Origin of the sequence: Pseudanabaena sp. UWO311, from assembly GCF_006937785.1 — a bacterium.
In the GTDB taxonomy this organism is placed as follows: Bacteria; Cyanobacteriota; Cyanobacteriia; order Pseudanabaenales; family Pseudanabaenaceae; genus Pseudanabaena.
This window is the reverse complement of the sequence record NZ_SJEE01000004.1, coordinates 35,854-53,591: the sequence shown is the minus strand read 5'-3', so window position 1 is coordinate 53,591 and position 17,738 is coordinate 35,854. Positions and strand designations below refer to the sequence as shown.

The following is a 17,738-nucleotide window of genomic DNA, read 5'->3' as shown; positions in this document are numbered from 1 at the left end:
AATTAGAGAATATGCTTTGTCTCTTCCCTACTAAAACATTAGGCGTACTTGATTAAAATACGGAGTTAAGGTGGCTACGCCTAATTGGTTGGCTATTGTTGATGACGAAATTAGGCTTTGGCTTAACCCAAGCGTTCTAGTCCAGATGGAGCTAGATGTGAAGGGATTGGCGGCTGAAAACGAGATTATATATCGAGTTAATAGTCAGGAATTATTGCAAGTATTGGCTTCTAGTGTAGGTATATCTGCTCAACGTCAGGGAGCAATTGCAATTTGGACTTATTACACAGACAAGGATGACAACCCACCTGATGAGAATCCAACGTTAATATTGCGGACATTGATAACTATTGATGGCGATCTCAATCAGAAAGTTTGTCAAGATATCTTGGGACATCCTCATGCCGATCGCATTTTAAAGGCGCATAGTTTTTTGGTCAGTCAAATTTCGCGGCAATTTTTAACTGCGATCGCCGATTATGTTGAAGAAAAATTACGTCCCTTTGCGATCGCCACTGTATCTTTTGCCACGACGATCACATGGTGTGACCCATTACAAAATCTTGGTAAACGCCTTGATTTGCCAGAAAGCTTTAGTTTGTTTTTAACTAGTCAATGTTGGCACATGGCGATCGCTGCTCCAATTGTGGTCTTAATGATTTGGTGGATTTCTTCCAAGCTAAATTTGACATTACCCAGCACACCAAAGCTAGTAAAGCGTGTATTTACACGTTTACTTCATCTTTTAGAAAGCCCCATTTTTCAACTAGTGGCAGTTGTGGTGATCGTTATCTTGTTTTTTTGCTGGATAGCACTCAAGTTTACTAGTCCAATAGGTCGCGCCAACATATTAATTGGAAGATTAGAATCTTATATAGAGCCATATTTACCTATTGCAATAATTAGCTTACGCCAATGGATTATCAACTTACTAGGCAGAATTTTTCTGCGCTTTCCCTTCTTTGTAAAATTGATTTTTGGGCGTTTCATAAGATGATGGTGTTACGCAAAGTGGAAATTACCCGATAAGTGCCATGAAACAAGTTGAGATTTGGCGATCGCAAGCTGCTGTAACCCTTGCATTTCTGGTTCCCAAGATTGTCGGCAATACGATCAATGAAAAAGATGGACTAGTAGATGATCTGGTTCGCGTATTAAATAATTTGCCTGCGCGTCCAGAGGCACGACAGCCTTATGCAGGCATTCTTCCTGCCGCCGATTTACCAACATGGCGCAGTCGAGCTGCGTTAACTCTTCAAGCTTCCGTACCAAAAATCCCTGATGTTGAAGGTAGTGTTTTTGACGGAGCGATCGATGATTTGATTCGCTTTTTGCGTAATTTACCAGCTCGTCCAACAGGGCGCTCGCCTTATTCAGGACTTTTCCCTGCGGCAAGTTTGGCAACATGGCGTAAACAAGCCGCTCAGACTTTAGTGGCAGCGATCGGAAATATTACAGATACGAAGACCAATAGTGCTGATGGCAGAATTGATGACTTGATTAGGGTGATGAGTGGTTTGACTTTACGACCAGTTTTACGAAAACCCTATGAAGGACTTTACCAAGCACCGAATTTGACTGAGCATCGCAAATTAGCAGCGCGACGATTAGATCAATTGATTACAGGATTGAAAGATGATTTCAACCCCAAGGATGTGCTAGTTGATAGCACGATTAGAATTCTCAATAATTTGCCACCTCGCCAAATTGCTCAAGAACCCTATGAGGGGCTATATCCGCGTACCGCCGCAGTTGATTTAGATAAAAACTCTGGGTTGATTACCCAAGAGCAACTGAGCGCGATTGCTCCCTATTCCCGCCGCGATCGCCTTGAGAGATTGCTGCCCCACTTAAATAAAACAATGCAGCGTTATGCAATTACTACACCATTACGCAAAGCACATTTCCTAGCTCAGTTGGGGCATGAGAGCGATGGGTTTAACACGAACGAAGAATATGCCTCTGGCGCGGACTACGAAGGACGACGAGATCTCGGTAATACTCAATCGGGTGATGGTGTGCGATTTAAGGGGCGTGGCTTAATCCAAGTTACAGGAAGAGCAAACTATGCTGATTGTGGTCGAGCCTTGGGCGTGGACTTGATTAATAATCCTCAGCGCCTAGGAGATTTCGATCTTGCTTGCCTCAGTGCAGGTTGGTATTGGGACACTCGCAAACTTAATAATCATGCCGATCGCGACGATATCCTCACAATCACAAAAATCATCAATGGCGGCACTAATGGCTTAGCTGATCGCGAGTCCTATCTCGCTAGAGCTAAGCGGGTATTAGGAGCCTAATGAAAAATATGGAAAGCTGTAAAAGCACCACTTTTCATGTTTGATGATTATGTTTTAATGGATGAATTATGCTTAGGTTTCGGTGAGGGCAAATCCATGACTCTGCAACCTCTAATATCTGAAGAAGCAATCGCTCCAGAGATCGACTATCCTGACAGTGACGGTAATCCTATGGCAGACAATACCGAACAATATCGCTGGATCGTGATCATCAAAGAAAATTTAGAGATCATGTTTGCCGATGATCCTAATGTATTTATTGCAGGGGATTTGCTTTGGTATCCAGTGCGTCGCACTCAAAAAAGGGTTGCGCCTGATGTGATGGTGGCACTAGGTCGTCCCAAAGGTCGAAGGGGATCTTATAAGCAATGGTTAGAAGATAACATTGCGCCACAGGTAGTTTTTGAGATCCTGTCACCCAGTAATAAAGATCGGCGTGGGCAAGATTCCCTTGAAGATAAGTTTGATTTTTACCAAACCTATGGCGTTCATGAATATTACATTTACGATCCCGATGATTTGATTTTAGAAGGCTGGCAGAGAGTGGGCGATCGCCTCGTCCAAATTCCATCAATGCTCAATTGGGTCAGTCCATTGTTAGGAATTAGATTTGATTGGGCGTTCGGACAGGAGTTAATTATCTCGCGTCCCGATGGTCAAAGATTTTTGTCGCCAGTGGAAATAAGCCAACGTCTACAGCAATCAGAAATCCAAGTGTGGCAAGAACAACAACGCACCGCTCAAGAACGGAGACGTGCCGAAGCACAGCAACAACGAGCTGAGCAAGAAAGCCAACGTGCTGAGCAGGAAAGCATACGTGCTAATCGCCTTGCGGAGCGGTTACGAGCTTTAGGTATCGATCCAGACGATGTTTAAGCTTAATGCCAATCTGGGACTCTGCGGCGCACATCGTACTGGCAAAACAACATTAGCGATCGCCCTCTCATCTCACCTAAATATCCCTTTTGTCCGCACCACAACTAGTCAAGTTTTTGCAGATTTGGGCTTAGATCCTGCGGAACCAATGGACTTTAGGACGAGGCTATTTGTGCAGAATCATGTTTTGGATGCTGCCGAACAGGTTTGGCAAAGCTCGGCGACACCATTTGTTAGCGATCGCACGCCGATTGACATGATTGCTTATACCCTCGGCGATATTCAAGGAAAGACTGAGGTTGACTTTGATTTGCTTAGTCAATATATAAATCGCTGTTTTACCAGTACCAATCAATTTTTTCAAAATCTTGCCATCATTCAACCAGGGATTCCACTTGTATATGAAGAAGGTAAGGCGGCACTGAATGCTGCATATATTGAGCATATTAATATCTTAGTGATTGGGTTATGTAGTGATTCGCAGCTTAAAGCCAATGTATTTTGTAATCTGAGGGATGCGATCAATCTAGAAGCGAGAATTCTTAATATTCTGGAATATTTTAGAGAGGTTTAAATCTTAGAAAAATGGGTAACTTGATCTGAGGGGAATTAAGGATACAAGTTAGTATTAGGTAAGGGACAGTGGACTTCAGAAATTTAGAATTTATCGTTGGTTTATGGCTTCACGATCGCCGTTTTAGTAAAGCTCAAACCCAAGAAGAACAAGGTTTTACATTAATTGAGTTATTGGTAGTAATCGTTATTATTGGTTTGCTAGCTGCGATCGCGCTGCCCTCATTTATCAATCAAGCCAACAAGGCACGATTTGCTGAAGCTAAATCATTTATTGGAACGATGAGCCGCCTGCAACAAGCCTACTATCTGGAAAAAAAGACGTTTGCTGGCAATATAACTACACTGAATGTGGGAGCAAATATATCCTCAGCTAATTTCACTTATTCTGTGATTACAGGCGATGTTAATGGAAATACCACCCCAGTCCAGATCGATCAAATTGTTACTAATGTTGCAACGCCTACATCCCCCAATTTAAAGGCTTTTGTTGGTGTTGTTGGGATACCTGGAGTAGTCAGAATAGATACCATTTTTTGCGTTGCCAATGCTCCTAATATTGCTATCCCTCCTGGATCGCTTAACGCCGTTTCGCAAACCATGGTATGCCCTCTCAACTTTTCTCTAGACGAATAAAAACTTAAAAAATAAAAAGCTAGATCAGTTCTTTGCGATGATCTAGTTTTTTTGACTTTTGCAATCAAAAAATATTTTTTTCTCTGAGTGATATCATCCTGTTTTTTTGTGGGTAAGTTACTTTCACAACCCAACAAGTTAACTTACTCGGCATTAACGGGAATAAAGAATTATGAAATCTGAATTCAAGACCAAGCTCATTCAACACATCCTCAACAAGAAGAATGGCGAAAAGGGCTTCACCCTGATTGAACTACTCGTAGTTATCATCATCATCGGTATCTTGGCTGCGATCGCGCTTCCTTCTTTCCTTAACCAAGCTTCCAAAGCTCGTCAGTCTGAAGCCAAAACCTACACTGGCTCCATGAACCGCTCTCAGCAAGCTTATTACCTAGAGAAACAACAATTTGCACCTAACCTAGGATCTCTTGGTGTAGGTATTGCTTTCACTACAGAAAACTATGGCTATGGAATTGCCAGAAATGGAGGCAAGACTGTTAGTGGAACTTCTCAATCTGCCAATGTTTTTGGTGTAGCAACTCCAACTGGTGCTGTTTCTGGTACTGGTACTACTGCTGATGCCATGACAGGCGGTGCTAGCTCACCTTTGAAGTCCTACACAGGTCAAGTTAGTGTCTCGACTCCAACAGGTAGTAATGAAGCTACTACACTAGCTACACTTTGTGAAGCTAATTTACCTGCTGTTAATGGAGGAAGCCAACTAGCTGTCCAGACTGGTACTCTATACATTCTTCCATCTATAAATGCAGCTCCAGCTTGTAACACAACTATTGGTACTACAACATTAGGTTACACTGCTATTCAGTAGTCTTCGACTGTTTTGCCTGAATAGAACAATCTCTCTGCGACTACAAGTAAAGTTGACCTTAAATATAAAGGGTCAACTTATATATTACCTAAGTGCAAAACTGATTGCAAAAGACTTCTCGTTTTTTGCAATCAGTTTTGTGGTATCTAAACTACATAATTACCTAGTAATACTAATGACTAACTGGCAAGACCTTCTATTACAAAAGGATTACGACCAAATTATCAGCTATAGCAAACAAGGGGTTGAGCTATATCCAAATGTTGGCGAAGGTTATTATTATTTGGGATTAGCTTTTTTATTGCAATCAAAAGATGAAGAAGCTGACAATATATGGACTCTAGGATTAAAAAATTCTAGTGATGCTGACCTATATACTAAAGAGCTTTATGAAATCTTAAGGCAAGAGGCTGATCGTCAGGAAGAATTAAAAGAATATCAAGTGTCTTTAACAATTCGTCAATATATACGCCGAATAATTCCCCAAAATTTTGAGAACTTGGTGCAAATCGTATACTTATATCTTCAGCTTCAAATATTTAACATTCAAACTTTACAAGAGCTTGGCTTAATTAATCTAATCCAATCAGGTATAGACATTAATGATAATGCTCTACTACAACTAATTGAAAATATTTCATTTACGCCAATTTCTCAATCAAAATCTGAAGAAGATGTGACCTTTTATTTAGGATTTATATCTTCCTGTATACCTTATGTTCAAAACAAAGAAGTTGGGACGAGTAAGCTAATTTATGCTGCTTTTAGCCAAAAATTGAGACTAGATATATCTCTGAAATTTGTTGATATGTGTCTGCAACTTTGCCCTGATAGCATTATGGTTTTGGGGTTCTTAGTACAGCTTTATATTAAGCACGATTATTATAATGAAGCTCTTGAAGTTGCTCGGAATATTATCGCCAAATTCCCAGAGAGTTTAGATCAAACTATTGCTTATCACCTACTTTTGAGCGCACTTATGAGTGCAGGAGGTAATTGGCAAGAAATAAAGGTGATTTTTGCTAAATATCAATCTTTGTTGTCTGATTTAGTTCAGCAAAATCCTGTTGACATGAATCGGTTTTACGTAACTTATATCTGCATGTCTTGTTTCTTTGCCCCTTATATTCAGGATATACCTCAAGATAACAGAGCCATTCAAAATAAGGTTATGAGCTTGGTTCAATCAAATATGCAACATTATCAGCCTGAAATTACCCAAAGATTTCAAAATAATCAACGCTCAAGAAGAGAAAGTCCAAGAAGTCGAAAAAGCTCCAAGCTCAGAATTGGATATCTTGCAACTAGTTTAAGACAGCATTCGGTTGGATGGCTAGCTCGATCGCTGTTTCAACACTTCGATCGAGACTCTTTTGAAATTTATGGATATTTCCCCGAATACAGTCAATGTAAAGATTTTTTGCAAGAATGGTATGTACGCCAAATGCATAAATCCTTTAGGGAAGGCGTAGATTATTGGGGTGATAACTTTTTAGTTGCTGAACAAATAGATCGCGATCAGATTGATTTGTTAGTCGATCTTGAAAGTATGACTTCAGGAAATTGCTGTGATATTCTTGCGCTTAAGCCAGCCCCTTTACAAGTTAGTTGGTTAGGGTGGGATGCTTCGGGGTTACCAGCAATTGACTACTACATAGCCGATCCATATGTTCTACCAGAAAATGCTCAAGAATATTATTCAGAAAAAATTTGGCGCTTACCTAAAACTTACATAGCTGTTGATGGCTTTGAAACTTCAATAGCCACTTTACGCCGATCCGATCTGGATATTCCTGCTGATGCAATTGTTTATTTTAGTTCTCAAAAAAGTTATAAACGTCATCCTGATATAGTTCGAGCGCAACTGCAAATTATTCGGAAAGTTCCTAATAGTTACTTCATAATTAAAGGGCTAGCAGATGAGACCTCTATGCAAAACTTCTTTTATGAAATTGCTGATTCGGAAGGGGTTGAACGAGATTATCTTAAATTCTTACCATTTGCCAAGTTTGAAGCCGAACATCGAGCTAATATGGCGATCGCCGATATTGTGCTAGACACATATCCTTATAATGGAGCAACCACAACCATGGAAACCTTATGGATGGGGATACCTATGGTTACACAGGTCGGAGAGCAGTTTGTTGCCCGCAATAGCTATACGATGATGATGAATGCTGGTATAACTGAAGGAATTGCTTGGAATATTCAAGAATATGTGGAATGGGGCGTAAAGTTCGGTATGGATCCACAATTAAGGCAAACTGTTGCTTGGAAGCTCCGTCAATCTCGTAAAACTTCACCGCTTTGGGATGGTAGACAGTTTGCTAAAGAGATGGAAAATGCCTATAGACAAATGTGGGAGATTCACAATGGATAACGATAATTTGATCAGTAGTGCTTACAAATTGTTTGTTGAGAGTCAATATCCTGAAGCCGCTGAGCTTTATGAAAAAGCGACTGAGCTAGAACCTGATATCAAATCTCACTATTGGTACTTGGGTTTATGTCTTTTGTTTCAGGGACTAATAGAAGAGGCACAAATAACTTGGTGGATAACTATTGATGAGAGTGAGTCTAGTAAAAATGAATTTGTGCGATTTCTCCAAGATATTTCTAGAAAATTTGGGCTGAATCTTAATAGATATGATATGGCTATAAGTATTCTAGAAGCAGGGGTGGGTCTAGAATTAGAAAATATCTATTTGTTGGCTGAATTAGCCCGCTTTTATAGTCTGAGTTTGGAACATAAAAAATGTATAGAAGTTGCCAAACAATGTCGCAAACTAGTGCAAGATTTGCCAAATCAGATCTATGTAAATCATATAATATTAAATTCTTTGCTTTGTTTAGGAAGTCAATGGCAAGAAATTTTTGCGTTGGCTGATAGCCAATTAGATTTGCTTGAATCCTTAATTCAAGAACTCCCTGTCAATACTAATTCTACTGATATATCTCGTCTACTTGTTTCTACTTTCTTTTTGCCTTATCTCAAAGATGATCCCAATAGAAATCGAACTTTACAAAATGAATTGGCGAAAATTTATCAGGATAGTTTACCAAGCTTTCCGATTCCTCTAACTAGAAATACTGACAAACGACCACTTAAAATTGGCTATTTGTCCCATTGCTTAAGTAAACATTCCGTTGGGTGGTTGGCAAGATGGATTTTCAGGCATCACGATCTTAAGGAATTCAATATTCATGCTTATTTCGTGTTCGACAAGCCTAATGCATCTGATTCAGTCAGAGAATTTATTGCTGATTATTGCCATAAGTCCTACAAATTTGGATCTGATGCAACCGCGATCGCTAAACAAATAGCGGAAGATGAAATTGATATTCTCGTCGATCTTGACAGCATCACTTTAGACATATCCTGTCAGGTAATGGCCCTTAAACCTGCGCCAGTACAAGTAACTTGGCTAGGATTAGATGCTTCGGGCTTACCTGCGATTGATTACTTTATTGCCGATCCTTATGTATTGCCAGAAAATGCTCAGAAATATTACTCAGAGAAGATTTGGCGTTTACCAAATACTTACATTGCCGTTGATAGCTTTGAAGTGCTTTTCCCCACGATACACCGCAATCAGTTTAATATCCCGCTCGATGCGATCGTTTATCTAAGTTCTCAATCAGGATATAAACGACATCCTGACAACGTCAGACTGCAAATGCAGATAATTAAATCTGTGCCTAATAGTTATCTATTAGTTAAGGGGTTATCCGATCAACAAGGCCTGAAAAACTTTTTTGTGGAAATTGCTAAATCAGAAGGCATAAGTGATGATCGCCTCATATTTTTGCCACAGGTAACTACCGAAGCCGAACACCGTGCTAATTTAGACATTGCTGACGTGATCTTAGATACTTATCCCTATAATGGCGCAACTACCACAATGGAAGCTTTGTGGATGTGTATTCCCATGGTTACAAAAGTTGGCGAGCAATTTGCTGCTCGCAATAGTTACACGATGATGATCAATGCAGGAGTTGCGGAGGGAATCGCTTGGAGTGATCAAGAGTATGTTGATTGGGGTATTAGACTGGGTATAGATGAGGCTTTGCGAAAGCAGGTTTTTTGGAAACTAAAAGAATCTCGTAAAACTTCGCCTTTATGGAATGCTGAGAAGTTTACTAGAGATATGGAATCTGCCTATGAAAAAATGTGGGAGATATATACCGATAATCGGTTAGCAGCAAGTAGTGATAATTTGTGAATTACCACCACTGAGATTTCCACTACCTGAGTTCTATCTATATTATTAACTGCTAGCGTATTCTTGGATTTTGGCTACAACAGCTAAAGAGTCTAGTCCCTGAGCAACTAGATCTGGAAACTGAGCTAAACCTTCGATTATATTGTCAGCGAAGTTGTAATTTGAGTCTTTACTGCCATATTGCAATGTTAGATATTCCAATATTTCTAATGTATAGTCAGGGAAATTCAAGATGTCCGCAATACAAGCCAACTTCAACATCCGATCAGGTGATTTTAGATGTCCGTCCATATCTTCACGAATTAGATCGCGAAAATAGTAAGCATCACCCCAAAGTAATTGCCCTGCTCTTACTGTTGAGCGAATTGGCGATCGCGCACGAAGCCCATATGCTCGAGTTAAATCGAACAAAGTAAAGTCATTCTTTCTCAAGAAAGTATCGACATCGGCGAATAGTGGTTGATTTTTATATAAATGCGAAAATATTACTTCAACTTGTATAGCCAAAGTGCCACTATTCAAAATCTTATTCGCCCCCTCTAAAACATCAAGATCTGCACCCTGAACATCAATTTGTAGAAAATCAATTTCATTAATTTCTTCGTCTTGGCAGAACTGATCTAAAGTTGTTGTGTCGATTTTAATACTAAAATCTAAATTGGCTACTTCCGATAGCCCAGCTAGGCGTTCTAAATATGCTTCGTTTGGCGGATATAAAGAAATGCACATGGGATCTTTTGTAATGTAAAGAGTTCTCTGTTCAATAGCTTTGCCAATCGCTAAAGGAAAGTGTATTTCTTTCCAGTTAATTCCTCTGGTCTCAAGTTCTGCATTAGCTTCGTCACAAGTATTCCCATCAGCATCAAATCCATAGATACTTAGGTTTGGTGCAAATATTTGCCATCCTTGGCTAGCATAGTCATCTTGACTGCTTAATTTGCGCGATCCGACATTACAAACAGTCATTTGAATGTGGTCTAAACGACCATTTCTCTTTAAAATTGGAAGAAATACTGACATATAAAGAATCCTTGGCTTTTTATAAATGATTGATTAGTATCATTTTAATCTAGTTATTCAACATAACATTAAATAGATAGTCAACCAGAAAATCAGGCTGCGCATCTGCAATTTCAACTCTAGTTAGAGGAATAAATTCCTGAAATACGGGTTCAATAGAAGGGTTAGATGCAAAGATAAAGCCATCACAAGAAGTAGTACCATTATCAAAATCAGATGATATTTCAATTCGATAATTGAAACTCTCAAGTAGACTGATAACATCAAGATGTAGTTTTTGAGAATGAGTTGAAATAAAGAGATAGTCTATCGCTTGACTTTTTAATGATTGGGTACAATCTTCCAACATTTCAATTTCATATCCTTGAACATCAGAATGAAGTATGGTGAGCTTCTCTATGCTTTTTTCTGCCAAATATTGATCGACTCCAAATTGATTTTTCCCTACGAAAGCCTGTATAAATTCACCGTTAAATCCATTAAGCTGGAAATTATGCTTGCCCGCGTTAATATTTTGCAATTCTGGTTCTACTAGATGAACAGTAGAATTTGGGTGAACTAGTTTTAGCCACATCGAGTAATGTCCCCAGTAAGCTCCAAGTTCAAGCATTAGTGGCGCAGTCGGAAGGCGCTTGATAACTTCTTGGAATACAAATTCTTCCAGAGGTTCATGGACTCCACGATTTATGACAAGAATTGAGCTAAATTGTCCATAATAGGCGTAAGAACCAAGTACTGGAACTCTTAATCCGTTATGAAGATAAACAAAATCACCATCTACAAAGCCAGCGCGAGGGTCTCTCTGAATCGCTAAGTTAAGCGGATCTGATACGATTTCTCTAAATCGTCCTAAAAAATCATGATCATTAGCTTTTGTTTGCATGTGTATTGACTCTTAGAAATGTGTATATTTTGTAATTGCGCTATTCTTCAAGACAGCTTCAGCCATTAGTATGTAGGCTGGCAGTATAGCAAAATAGTTAATTCAAAGATAGTTTTTAGGTAAAGCAATTACATTTAGGCTATCTCCAAAATCAGCATTAACATCAACAGGAATCAGCTTTTGTAAATAGGGCTGATAGCGAAATAGGTTGTAACCAATACTTCTTAGGAAATCTGCAACAGGTAAGTTACTTCCTTGATCTGCTGCAATATTTTCATAGAGGATGATTGGAGCAAAGTCAGTAAGAAGTCGATCGCTTCCTTTCAAAACTTGGAGTTCATGCCCCTCCGCATCAATCTTGAGAAAGTCAACTCGACTTACCTTATATTTTTCAATTAGGCTATCCAACGTAAAACACTCAACTTCTTCAAAGCTACCCGCATCTCTAGATTTATCATCATCTTCAGCAATCAGTTCATTCAGCTCACTCGCCGCACTTAGCGATAGTTTTGCTTTGCCATTGCGATCGCTAGCCGCACCTGCACAAACTTTTACCCAATCAATTTGATTAACTTGACAAGTTTCATTGAGATAACCCACACATTGCGAAAATGGTTCAACTGCCAAGACCAAACCTGTCTCTCCCACTCTTTGCGCCGCACTAAATGTGTACACACCAGCATTTGCTCCTACATCAATCACTGTCATGCCTTCTCGAATCCAGTTGCGCCAAAACTCAATCTCGCTCTCAAACCAGTCGCCTTGAGCGACTAACACGCCCGTAACAATACTGCGAAAGGTTGGCTCAACGGCAAGTACCAAATCTTGATCGAAAGCAACATAGGTGATTTTGCTGTCTATTGCCAATTTTGTCCATTGCCACTCAGCAGCATCACTATTTTGATTTAGACAAAAGTCATTGGCTGTCTCTAGCCAATATGCAGCGGTTTTAAAATCGCCAATACTACGATAGCCAAGATAAAGTGCTTGCAAAATTGGCGCGTAAAGCGGGAGTAGTTGTTGCGAGTGATGTAAGTACACAATTCCTTCAAGTTGCCCAGTCATTAGTTCGGCAATACCCAGCATTAAACAAATAGTGGGACTGCCCGAAAAAAGCTGATTAGCTATTCTTAAAAATCGTATTCCTGAAGGATTGTAAAATACAAATTGCGATCGCCACAATGTCTCCGCTAGAAGCATTAACGACTGAGTGTAACCATTGTCTGCATTTAAAATAAGCTCAAATTCAATTGAAGGTCGAGCAGATGGAGGTAGGTAAACCAATCCTAGTAAAGCATTTTGAGTATATAAATGTGCAGATTGGAATGTGGTAATCGTGGTATTTAAAGCTAGATTAGTTGCCTTAGTGTTTTCTCTTAACATACTTTGAATAAGCAGATAATGAGCAGCACAATACGGGCTTGTATCTAGGCTAAATCCTTTCTCCAGTTTTCCCATTGCCATCTGGATTAGTTTTGTTTTCTCATCTAAATCTTCAAGTTGCTCAGCTTCAATCAAATCTATGACAGCTAGGTTATTCCAATCTAGAGAAGTCTCAGGACTATCCCAGTTAGTGCTTTCAAAGATTGCTTCGACTGATGACAAAATGTCTGCGTCAATGTCAGGATAGTGGCTGAAAATATATTCAAGATAGAGATCGCTAGAGATAGAGGCTAATTCCATGACTAAATCCATTGTGAAAAATTTAAGATAAACAGATAAACATTAGTGAGCTTGAAGTTCTAGCATAAGGTAATCTAGACTTTCCAGAGACCTTACTGTATTTTGGACTAGCTGAAAAGCTTTCTCATGATCTATAGGCTGCAAAGTCACAGGATCTACAGGTCTAAATCGCTTCCAACGTTCAACGAGAGAGAGCATAGGCTGTGGTGCATCCAATAAAGGTAGTAGACAAGTTGCCATTGAGCTATCAAGAGTTACAACTTGCTTATGTGTTGACAGATAGTTATTAAGATTAAGAATCCCACAGCCTGTCACGTTAGTTATTAAATCTTGTCTAAACTTAGAAGTATTGAGTTGGGGATGTAGATAAACTTTTGCGGTCTGCCAATCGACATCGCTCCATTCCATAAAAGGAACAAAGGTTTGAGATTGCTGTGGATGACCACACCAAAAATCTAATAATCGATGAATTGGATGGATTAGTTCATACATTTGCAATCGATCCTCAATTGATAGATCTGGCAAGCTCATCCCTAAAAAGACAGGTAAATTATCTCCATCTTTAAATAAATCCCGAAAATCCCAGTCGCGCCAATTTACCATACTAATAAACTCTAGATCAGCTAATCTTAAAGCTTCAAAAAGGTCAGCGATCGTATAGCCTTTATCACCTTGAAATAAGTGATTCATCAAGATATCTTGCTTATTTTCTTGTGCTGTATATTTTGTGTCCCAAGTTTGAGCTTTTAGCAAAACATTGTCTTTTAAAGCTTGCATTGTCTCCACAACAATTTCGACCTCTAGATCTTCTGGGTTTTCATCCAATAAACCCATCATTCTAAACATTTTTTGAGCACGAAAAAAATTAGTTCTCTGAATGGAACTATGCAAGTTGCTGCGAATTATGCCGTTAGGTTTTAAGACTGACTGCATCGATTTTAGAGCGATCGCAGGTTCTGGGAAAAGGTATAACAGTTCATCACAATTTATATAATCAAATTGATAGCCTAAAGATGGCAACTCTTCGATTGATGTGGTAAAAAATTCCACATTATCAAAACCATGATGTTTTAAACGTTGTTCCGCCAACTTAATTGATTCTGCGGATATATCTACTCCAACTATTTTTGCTCCAGGATTTGCTTCAGCTAAAATTAGAGATTTATAACCAGAACCACATCCTGCGTCTAAAATCACTTTCCCTTTAGTATCTATAACTTTTTGATCTCTTAAGTAGAAAGAAGTTACTAGGTTGTGAATATATAGTTCATTCGGATCGTTTTTGGGGGATTTGTCAAGAGGGATTCTAGGATATGGACTACTATCAAATTGCTGGCGTATTTTATCTAGTAGGTCAGATTGAGGATCAGTCATGTAAAGCTAGCCCGAAATCTACTAATGATTGTCGTTTAATAAATGCGATCGCATTGTAGCAGAGTGCTATTCAGGAATAAATGAGAAAATTGTAGAATTACAATACTCAAGATTATTTGGCTTTTCTATGCGAAATTTGCAAAATCTCCTGTTTGCCGCTTTAGGTGGGGTACTGATGGGCCTCACCCCTGACCCGTTTAGTCAATGGGGGCTAGCATGGATTGCTTTGATTCCTCTTTGGATGCTGGCGCAAAAGCTGAAAGTCAAAGCGGCGATCGCAATGGGGGCGATGTGGGGATTTTGCTATCACGGGATGGCGTTATTTTGGATTACGAGCGTGCATCCGATGGAATGGATGGGTGTGCCTTGGTGGACAAGTTTTTGGATTGCCACATTGGTTTGGTTGTTGATTACGGGGTGGGGTGCGGTATTGTCGGGCTTATGGGCTGGGGGAATGTCATTGTTCACTCAGAAGCTCAATGTAACTAGTCGGATAATTATTGCTTGTGCGATGTTTAGCGGACTGGAAATTGTGTGGAGTTGGGGACCACTTTACTGGACGTCGCTGGGCTATACGCAGAGTCCCCATGATTTGCTATTACTACAAATTAGCCGTATCTCTGGACAGCAGACTATGACTGCGGCAATTGTGGCAATTAATGGATTATTTGCCGAAATTCTTTTGCATAGAACTTGGGCGGAAAGACGACGCTATGCGATCGCGGCGATTGCTTTGTTAATTGCGATCGCGGGTTATGGCGCATGGTCAATGCAAGACGATCGCATGGCAAGTAGCAATGGGCAAGCGATCAAAGCAGGAATCATTCAGGGAAATTTCCCCAATGCTTTGACAGTCAAGCCTAATGGGTGGGAAATTGCAGTGAATAATTACACCAAGGGTTATGAAAAGCTAGCTCAGTCAGGAGCAGAGATGATCGTCACTCCTGAAACTGCAATTTCTTTTCTCTATCCAAATTATGATGCCCGTCGCGAACCGTTTGATCTCGCTGTGAAGAAATATCGCGTTCCAGTCTGGTTGGGCGGTTTTGGCACAACTCGCAATCCCAATGCCGAAGATCCAAATAATTATACTAATAGTCTATTTCTGATTGATGGCTCTGATAAGATTCTCGGTCAATATGACAAAGTACGGCTTGTGCCAGTGGGAGAATATATTCCCTTTAAGCCAATATTAGGAAGTCTGATTAAACGCCTATCGCCGCTCAGAGGTGAGGTCGATGCAGGATCGAGCGAACAACTTGTGGATACGCCTTGGGGACGTTTCATTGTCGGCATTTGCTATGAGTCGGCTTATCCAGCAACTTTCCGTTTTCAAACCGCCGCAGGTGGCAGATTAATTTTATCGGCTTCAAATAATTCCCATTTTGCTTCCTATATGTCGGCGCAACACCATGCTCAAGATGTGGCAAGAGCGATCGAAAGCGATCGCTGGGCAGTTAGAGCAACTAATACTGGCTATTCTGGCTTTGTTGACCCTAACGGACGCACGATTTGGCTCTCTGATATAAACACTTACGAAACTCATCTGGAAACGGTTTATTTAAGAGACTCAAAAACTCTATATGTACTGTGGGGTGATTGGTTGACACCTTTGCTTTGTATTAGCAGTATTGCCATTTATGCTAAGCACCGCCTTACCGTATAATCACCAATCGCCCCCAGCTCCGCCACCATCGCTGCTGCCGCCGCCAAAGTCACTGCTAGAGGAAGAGCTTCCATAGTCATAGGAATCATAGCTACTAGAACTACTACTGTAACTATCACTAGAACTGGAATAATCTGAACTGCTAGCATAACTAACTGGTTTAGGAATAAAGGGATAAACTGGCTCCTCATAAAAGCAGTTTTGACATTGGCGCATACTGATCGCATTTTTGGAAGCTTTTTTGGGGAATTTCTTAGTTTTACGAGATTGGGCTAGTTCTGCATCTATCAAAGTTGGATAGCTACATTTAGGGCAAACTGCTTCTTCATTTAAAATGTTGGGCTGGCAATAAACATGTTGGCGATCGCGAGTTTGAGGATAACAGCGATCGCAAGAATATACTGTATAAGTGGCATTCCCTAACTCAATAGCCTTTAACTCTGGCTTGGTCAAGTACTGATTAGTTATATCTGAGGCTAGATGCTGAATTAGATTTCGGCAGTTTTGACAAAAACGCTGTTCCTTCGCTAAACGCATGTCAAGGTATAGTTTGTTAACTAGATGCAGCCATATAAATTGATATCCCATCGCCATAACTAAGTTCATCCCCGCAAATAACAAGTGACTAGGAATTGTCAGCAAAATTGAAGTACTTGTAATTAGCCATAGCACAACTAAAGCGGGTAAATGCAAAACAATGATCAAGCTAGAACGTTCAAATCCAAATCGAGTTCCTCCATAGCGCTGTATTGGAGTTTGGAAAATGACAGTTAACTGAGCCAACCAAAATTTTTCAATACTCAACCACAACTGAAGAGAAGCAAAGGCAACTATCAAGTTAATCAATACTGTAACTAAAAGTTGATTAATGGGCTGAATAAATAAGTTAGTTAATATTTCTTGAGATAGTACCCATGCATTAATGCTAACGGCGATCGCAGCAAGTCCAAACACCATTAACAACATTCCTAAACTAGTAAATTCTGTCAATTTAGGAATAAGTAACTGAAAAACAACAGAATTTTGGAGTTCTAAACTTGCTGTAGGTAATGTTTGTCGCCATTCTCGAATTTTGATAATAATCAATATCACGCCACTAACTGCGATCGCTATGCCCATCAGTCCGATGCTGCTGTAAATCGGGGTAAAGGGAAAAGGATAAAAATTAATTTTCTCTAAACGTCCTGCGATTTCCTCCACGCCATTAATAAGCCCGCGATCGTAGTTCTGACGCTTAAACTCAGGAGTGATCATCTCTTCGATAATTTGCTTGACTTGGCGATCGCTGATATAGGGAGAAATACCACGCCCAGTTTCTATTTCAATGCGTCGTTCCTTAACTGCGACTAGAAATAGCACGCCATTATCCAATCCCCGTTTCCCGATTCCCCAAGTGTTAAACAATTCCGTGGCATATGCTTTGACTGTGCTGGCTGGAGTCGTATCTGGTACTGTCACCACTGCGATTTCTGAACCGTTATTTGCAGCTAGTTGCGAAATTCGTTTATTGAGACGTGCTTCGGTATCAGCGCTCAGAATATTGGCGACATCGCTAACCCAAGTTCCATTCACTCTTCTGGGATTCGGAATATCACTAATGGGGCTTGCATGGAGAGGAGCGATAGGCAAGAGGATTGCCCATAGTAAACATATTACACAGAAGATTTTGATTAAA

Annotated in this window: 14 protein-coding genes; 9 read left to right on the top strand and 5 right to left on the bottom strand. The window is 39.9% G+C overall.

The features are described from left to right. Positions 1 to 70 precede the first annotated feature (70 nt). From PseudUWO311_RS04910 to PseudUWO311_RS04875, 8 genes are all read left to right on the top strand, one after another. A complete protein-coding gene (locus tag PseudUWO311_RS04910; protein ID WP_142654099.1) occupies positions 71 to 997 on the top strand; it encodes a hypothetical protein in 927 nt (308 codons plus the stop codon). A 37-nt stretch (positions 998 to 1,034) separates the two neighbouring features. Continuing rightward, entirely contained in the window at positions 1,035 to 2,300 is a 1,266-nt protein-coding gene (locus tag PseudUWO311_RS04905) for a glycoside hydrolase family 19 protein (protein WP_142654098.1), read from the top strand. A gap of 96 nt (positions 2,301 to 2,396) precedes the next feature. Beyond that, the gene (locus tag PseudUWO311_RS04900) at positions 2,397 to 3,176 is read left to right on the top strand and encodes a Uma2 family endonuclease (protein WP_142654267.1); all 780 of its coding nucleotides are present in this window, start codon (positions 2,397 to 2,399) and stop codon (positions 3,174 to 3,176) included. Continuing rightward, a complete protein-coding gene (locus tag PseudUWO311_RS04895; protein ID WP_142654097.1) occupies positions 3,169 to 3,750 on the top strand; it encodes an AAA family ATPase in 582 nt (193 codons plus the stop codon). Before PseudUWO311_RS04900 ends, PseudUWO311_RS04895 begins: the two co-directional genes overlap by 8 nt. A gap of 68 nt (positions 3,751 to 3,818) precedes the next feature. After that, the gene (locus PseudUWO311_RS04890) at positions 3,819 to 4,385 is read left to right on the top strand and encodes a type IV pilin-like G/H family protein (RefSeq protein WP_142654096.1); all 567 of its coding nucleotides are present in this window, start codon (positions 3,819 to 3,821) and stop codon (positions 4,383 to 4,385) included. 172 nt (positions 4,386 to 4,557) lie between these two features. Beyond that, complete coding sequence (locus PseudUWO311_RS04885; protein WP_142654095.1) at positions 4,558 to 5,214, top strand: type IV pilin-like G/H family protein; 657 nt, start codon at positions 4,558 to 4,560, stop codon at positions 5,212 to 5,214. A gap of 175 nt (positions 5,215 to 5,389) precedes the next feature. Continuing rightward, complete coding sequence (locus tag PseudUWO311_RS04880) at positions 5,390 to 7,594, top strand: O-linked N-acetylglucosamine transferase, SPINDLY family protein (RefSeq protein ID WP_142654094.1); 2,205 nt, start codon at positions 5,390 to 5,392, stop codon at positions 7,592 to 7,594. Further along, on the top strand, positions 7,587 to 9,437 hold the full coding sequence (locus PseudUWO311_RS04875; RefSeq protein WP_142654093.1) for an O-linked N-acetylglucosamine transferase, SPINDLY family protein: 1,851 nt from the start codon (positions 7,587 to 7,589) through the stop codon (positions 9,435 to 9,437). The genes PseudUWO311_RS04880 and PseudUWO311_RS04875 overlap by 8 nt, the downstream gene beginning before the upstream one ends. A 45-nt stretch (positions 9,438 to 9,482) precedes the next feature. Here the strand turns inward: PseudUWO311_RS04875 and PseudUWO311_RS04870 are convergent, their stop codons facing one another. The 4 genes from PseudUWO311_RS04870 to PseudUWO311_RS04855 all read right to left on the bottom strand — a co-directional run bounded on the left by PseudUWO311_RS04870 (position 9,483) and on the right by PseudUWO311_RS04855 (position 14,397). Beyond that, positions 9,483 to 10,457 (bottom strand): FkbM family methyltransferase, encoded by a 975-nt coding sequence (locus tag PseudUWO311_RS04870; protein ID WP_142654092.1) that lies wholly within the window; start codon positions 10,455 to 10,457, stop codon positions 9,483 to 9,485. 49 nt (positions 10,458 to 10,506) lie between these two features. Next, positions 10,507 to 11,340, bottom strand: a complete 834-nt coding sequence (locus PseudUWO311_RS04865; protein WP_142654091.1) for an FkbM family methyltransferase — start codon at positions 11,338 to 11,340, stop codon at positions 10,507 to 10,509. Positions 11,341 to 11,442: 102 nt separating this feature from the next. Continuing rightward, positions 11,443 to 13,023: an FkbM family methyltransferase gene (locus tag PseudUWO311_RS04860; protein ID WP_142654090.1), complete on the bottom strand. Its 1,581-nt coding sequence runs from the start codon at positions 13,021 to 13,023 to the stop codon at positions 11,443 to 11,445. A gap of 42 nt (positions 13,024 to 13,065) precedes the next feature. Then, entirely contained in the window at positions 13,066 to 14,397 is a 1,332-nt protein-coding gene (locus PseudUWO311_RS04855; RefSeq protein ID WP_142654089.1) for a class I SAM-dependent methyltransferase, read from the bottom strand. Positions 14,398 to 14,524: 127 nt separating this feature from the next. Here PseudUWO311_RS04855 and lnt point away from each other — a divergent pair, with 127 nt between their 5' ends. Next, entirely contained in the window at positions 14,525 to 16,063 is a 1,539-nt protein-coding gene (gene lnt / locus PseudUWO311_RS04850) for an apolipoprotein N-acyltransferase (RefSeq protein ID WP_142654088.1), read from the top strand. Here lnt and PseudUWO311_RS23915 read toward each other — a convergent pair whose 3' ends face one another. Then, positions 16,064 to 17,692, bottom strand: coding sequence for a TPM domain-containing protein (locus PseudUWO311_RS23915; RefSeq protein ID WP_223807442.1), 1,629 nt, complete (start codon positions 17,690 to 17,692; stop codon positions 16,064 to 16,066). Positions 17,693 to 17,738: the final 46 nt, after the last annotated feature.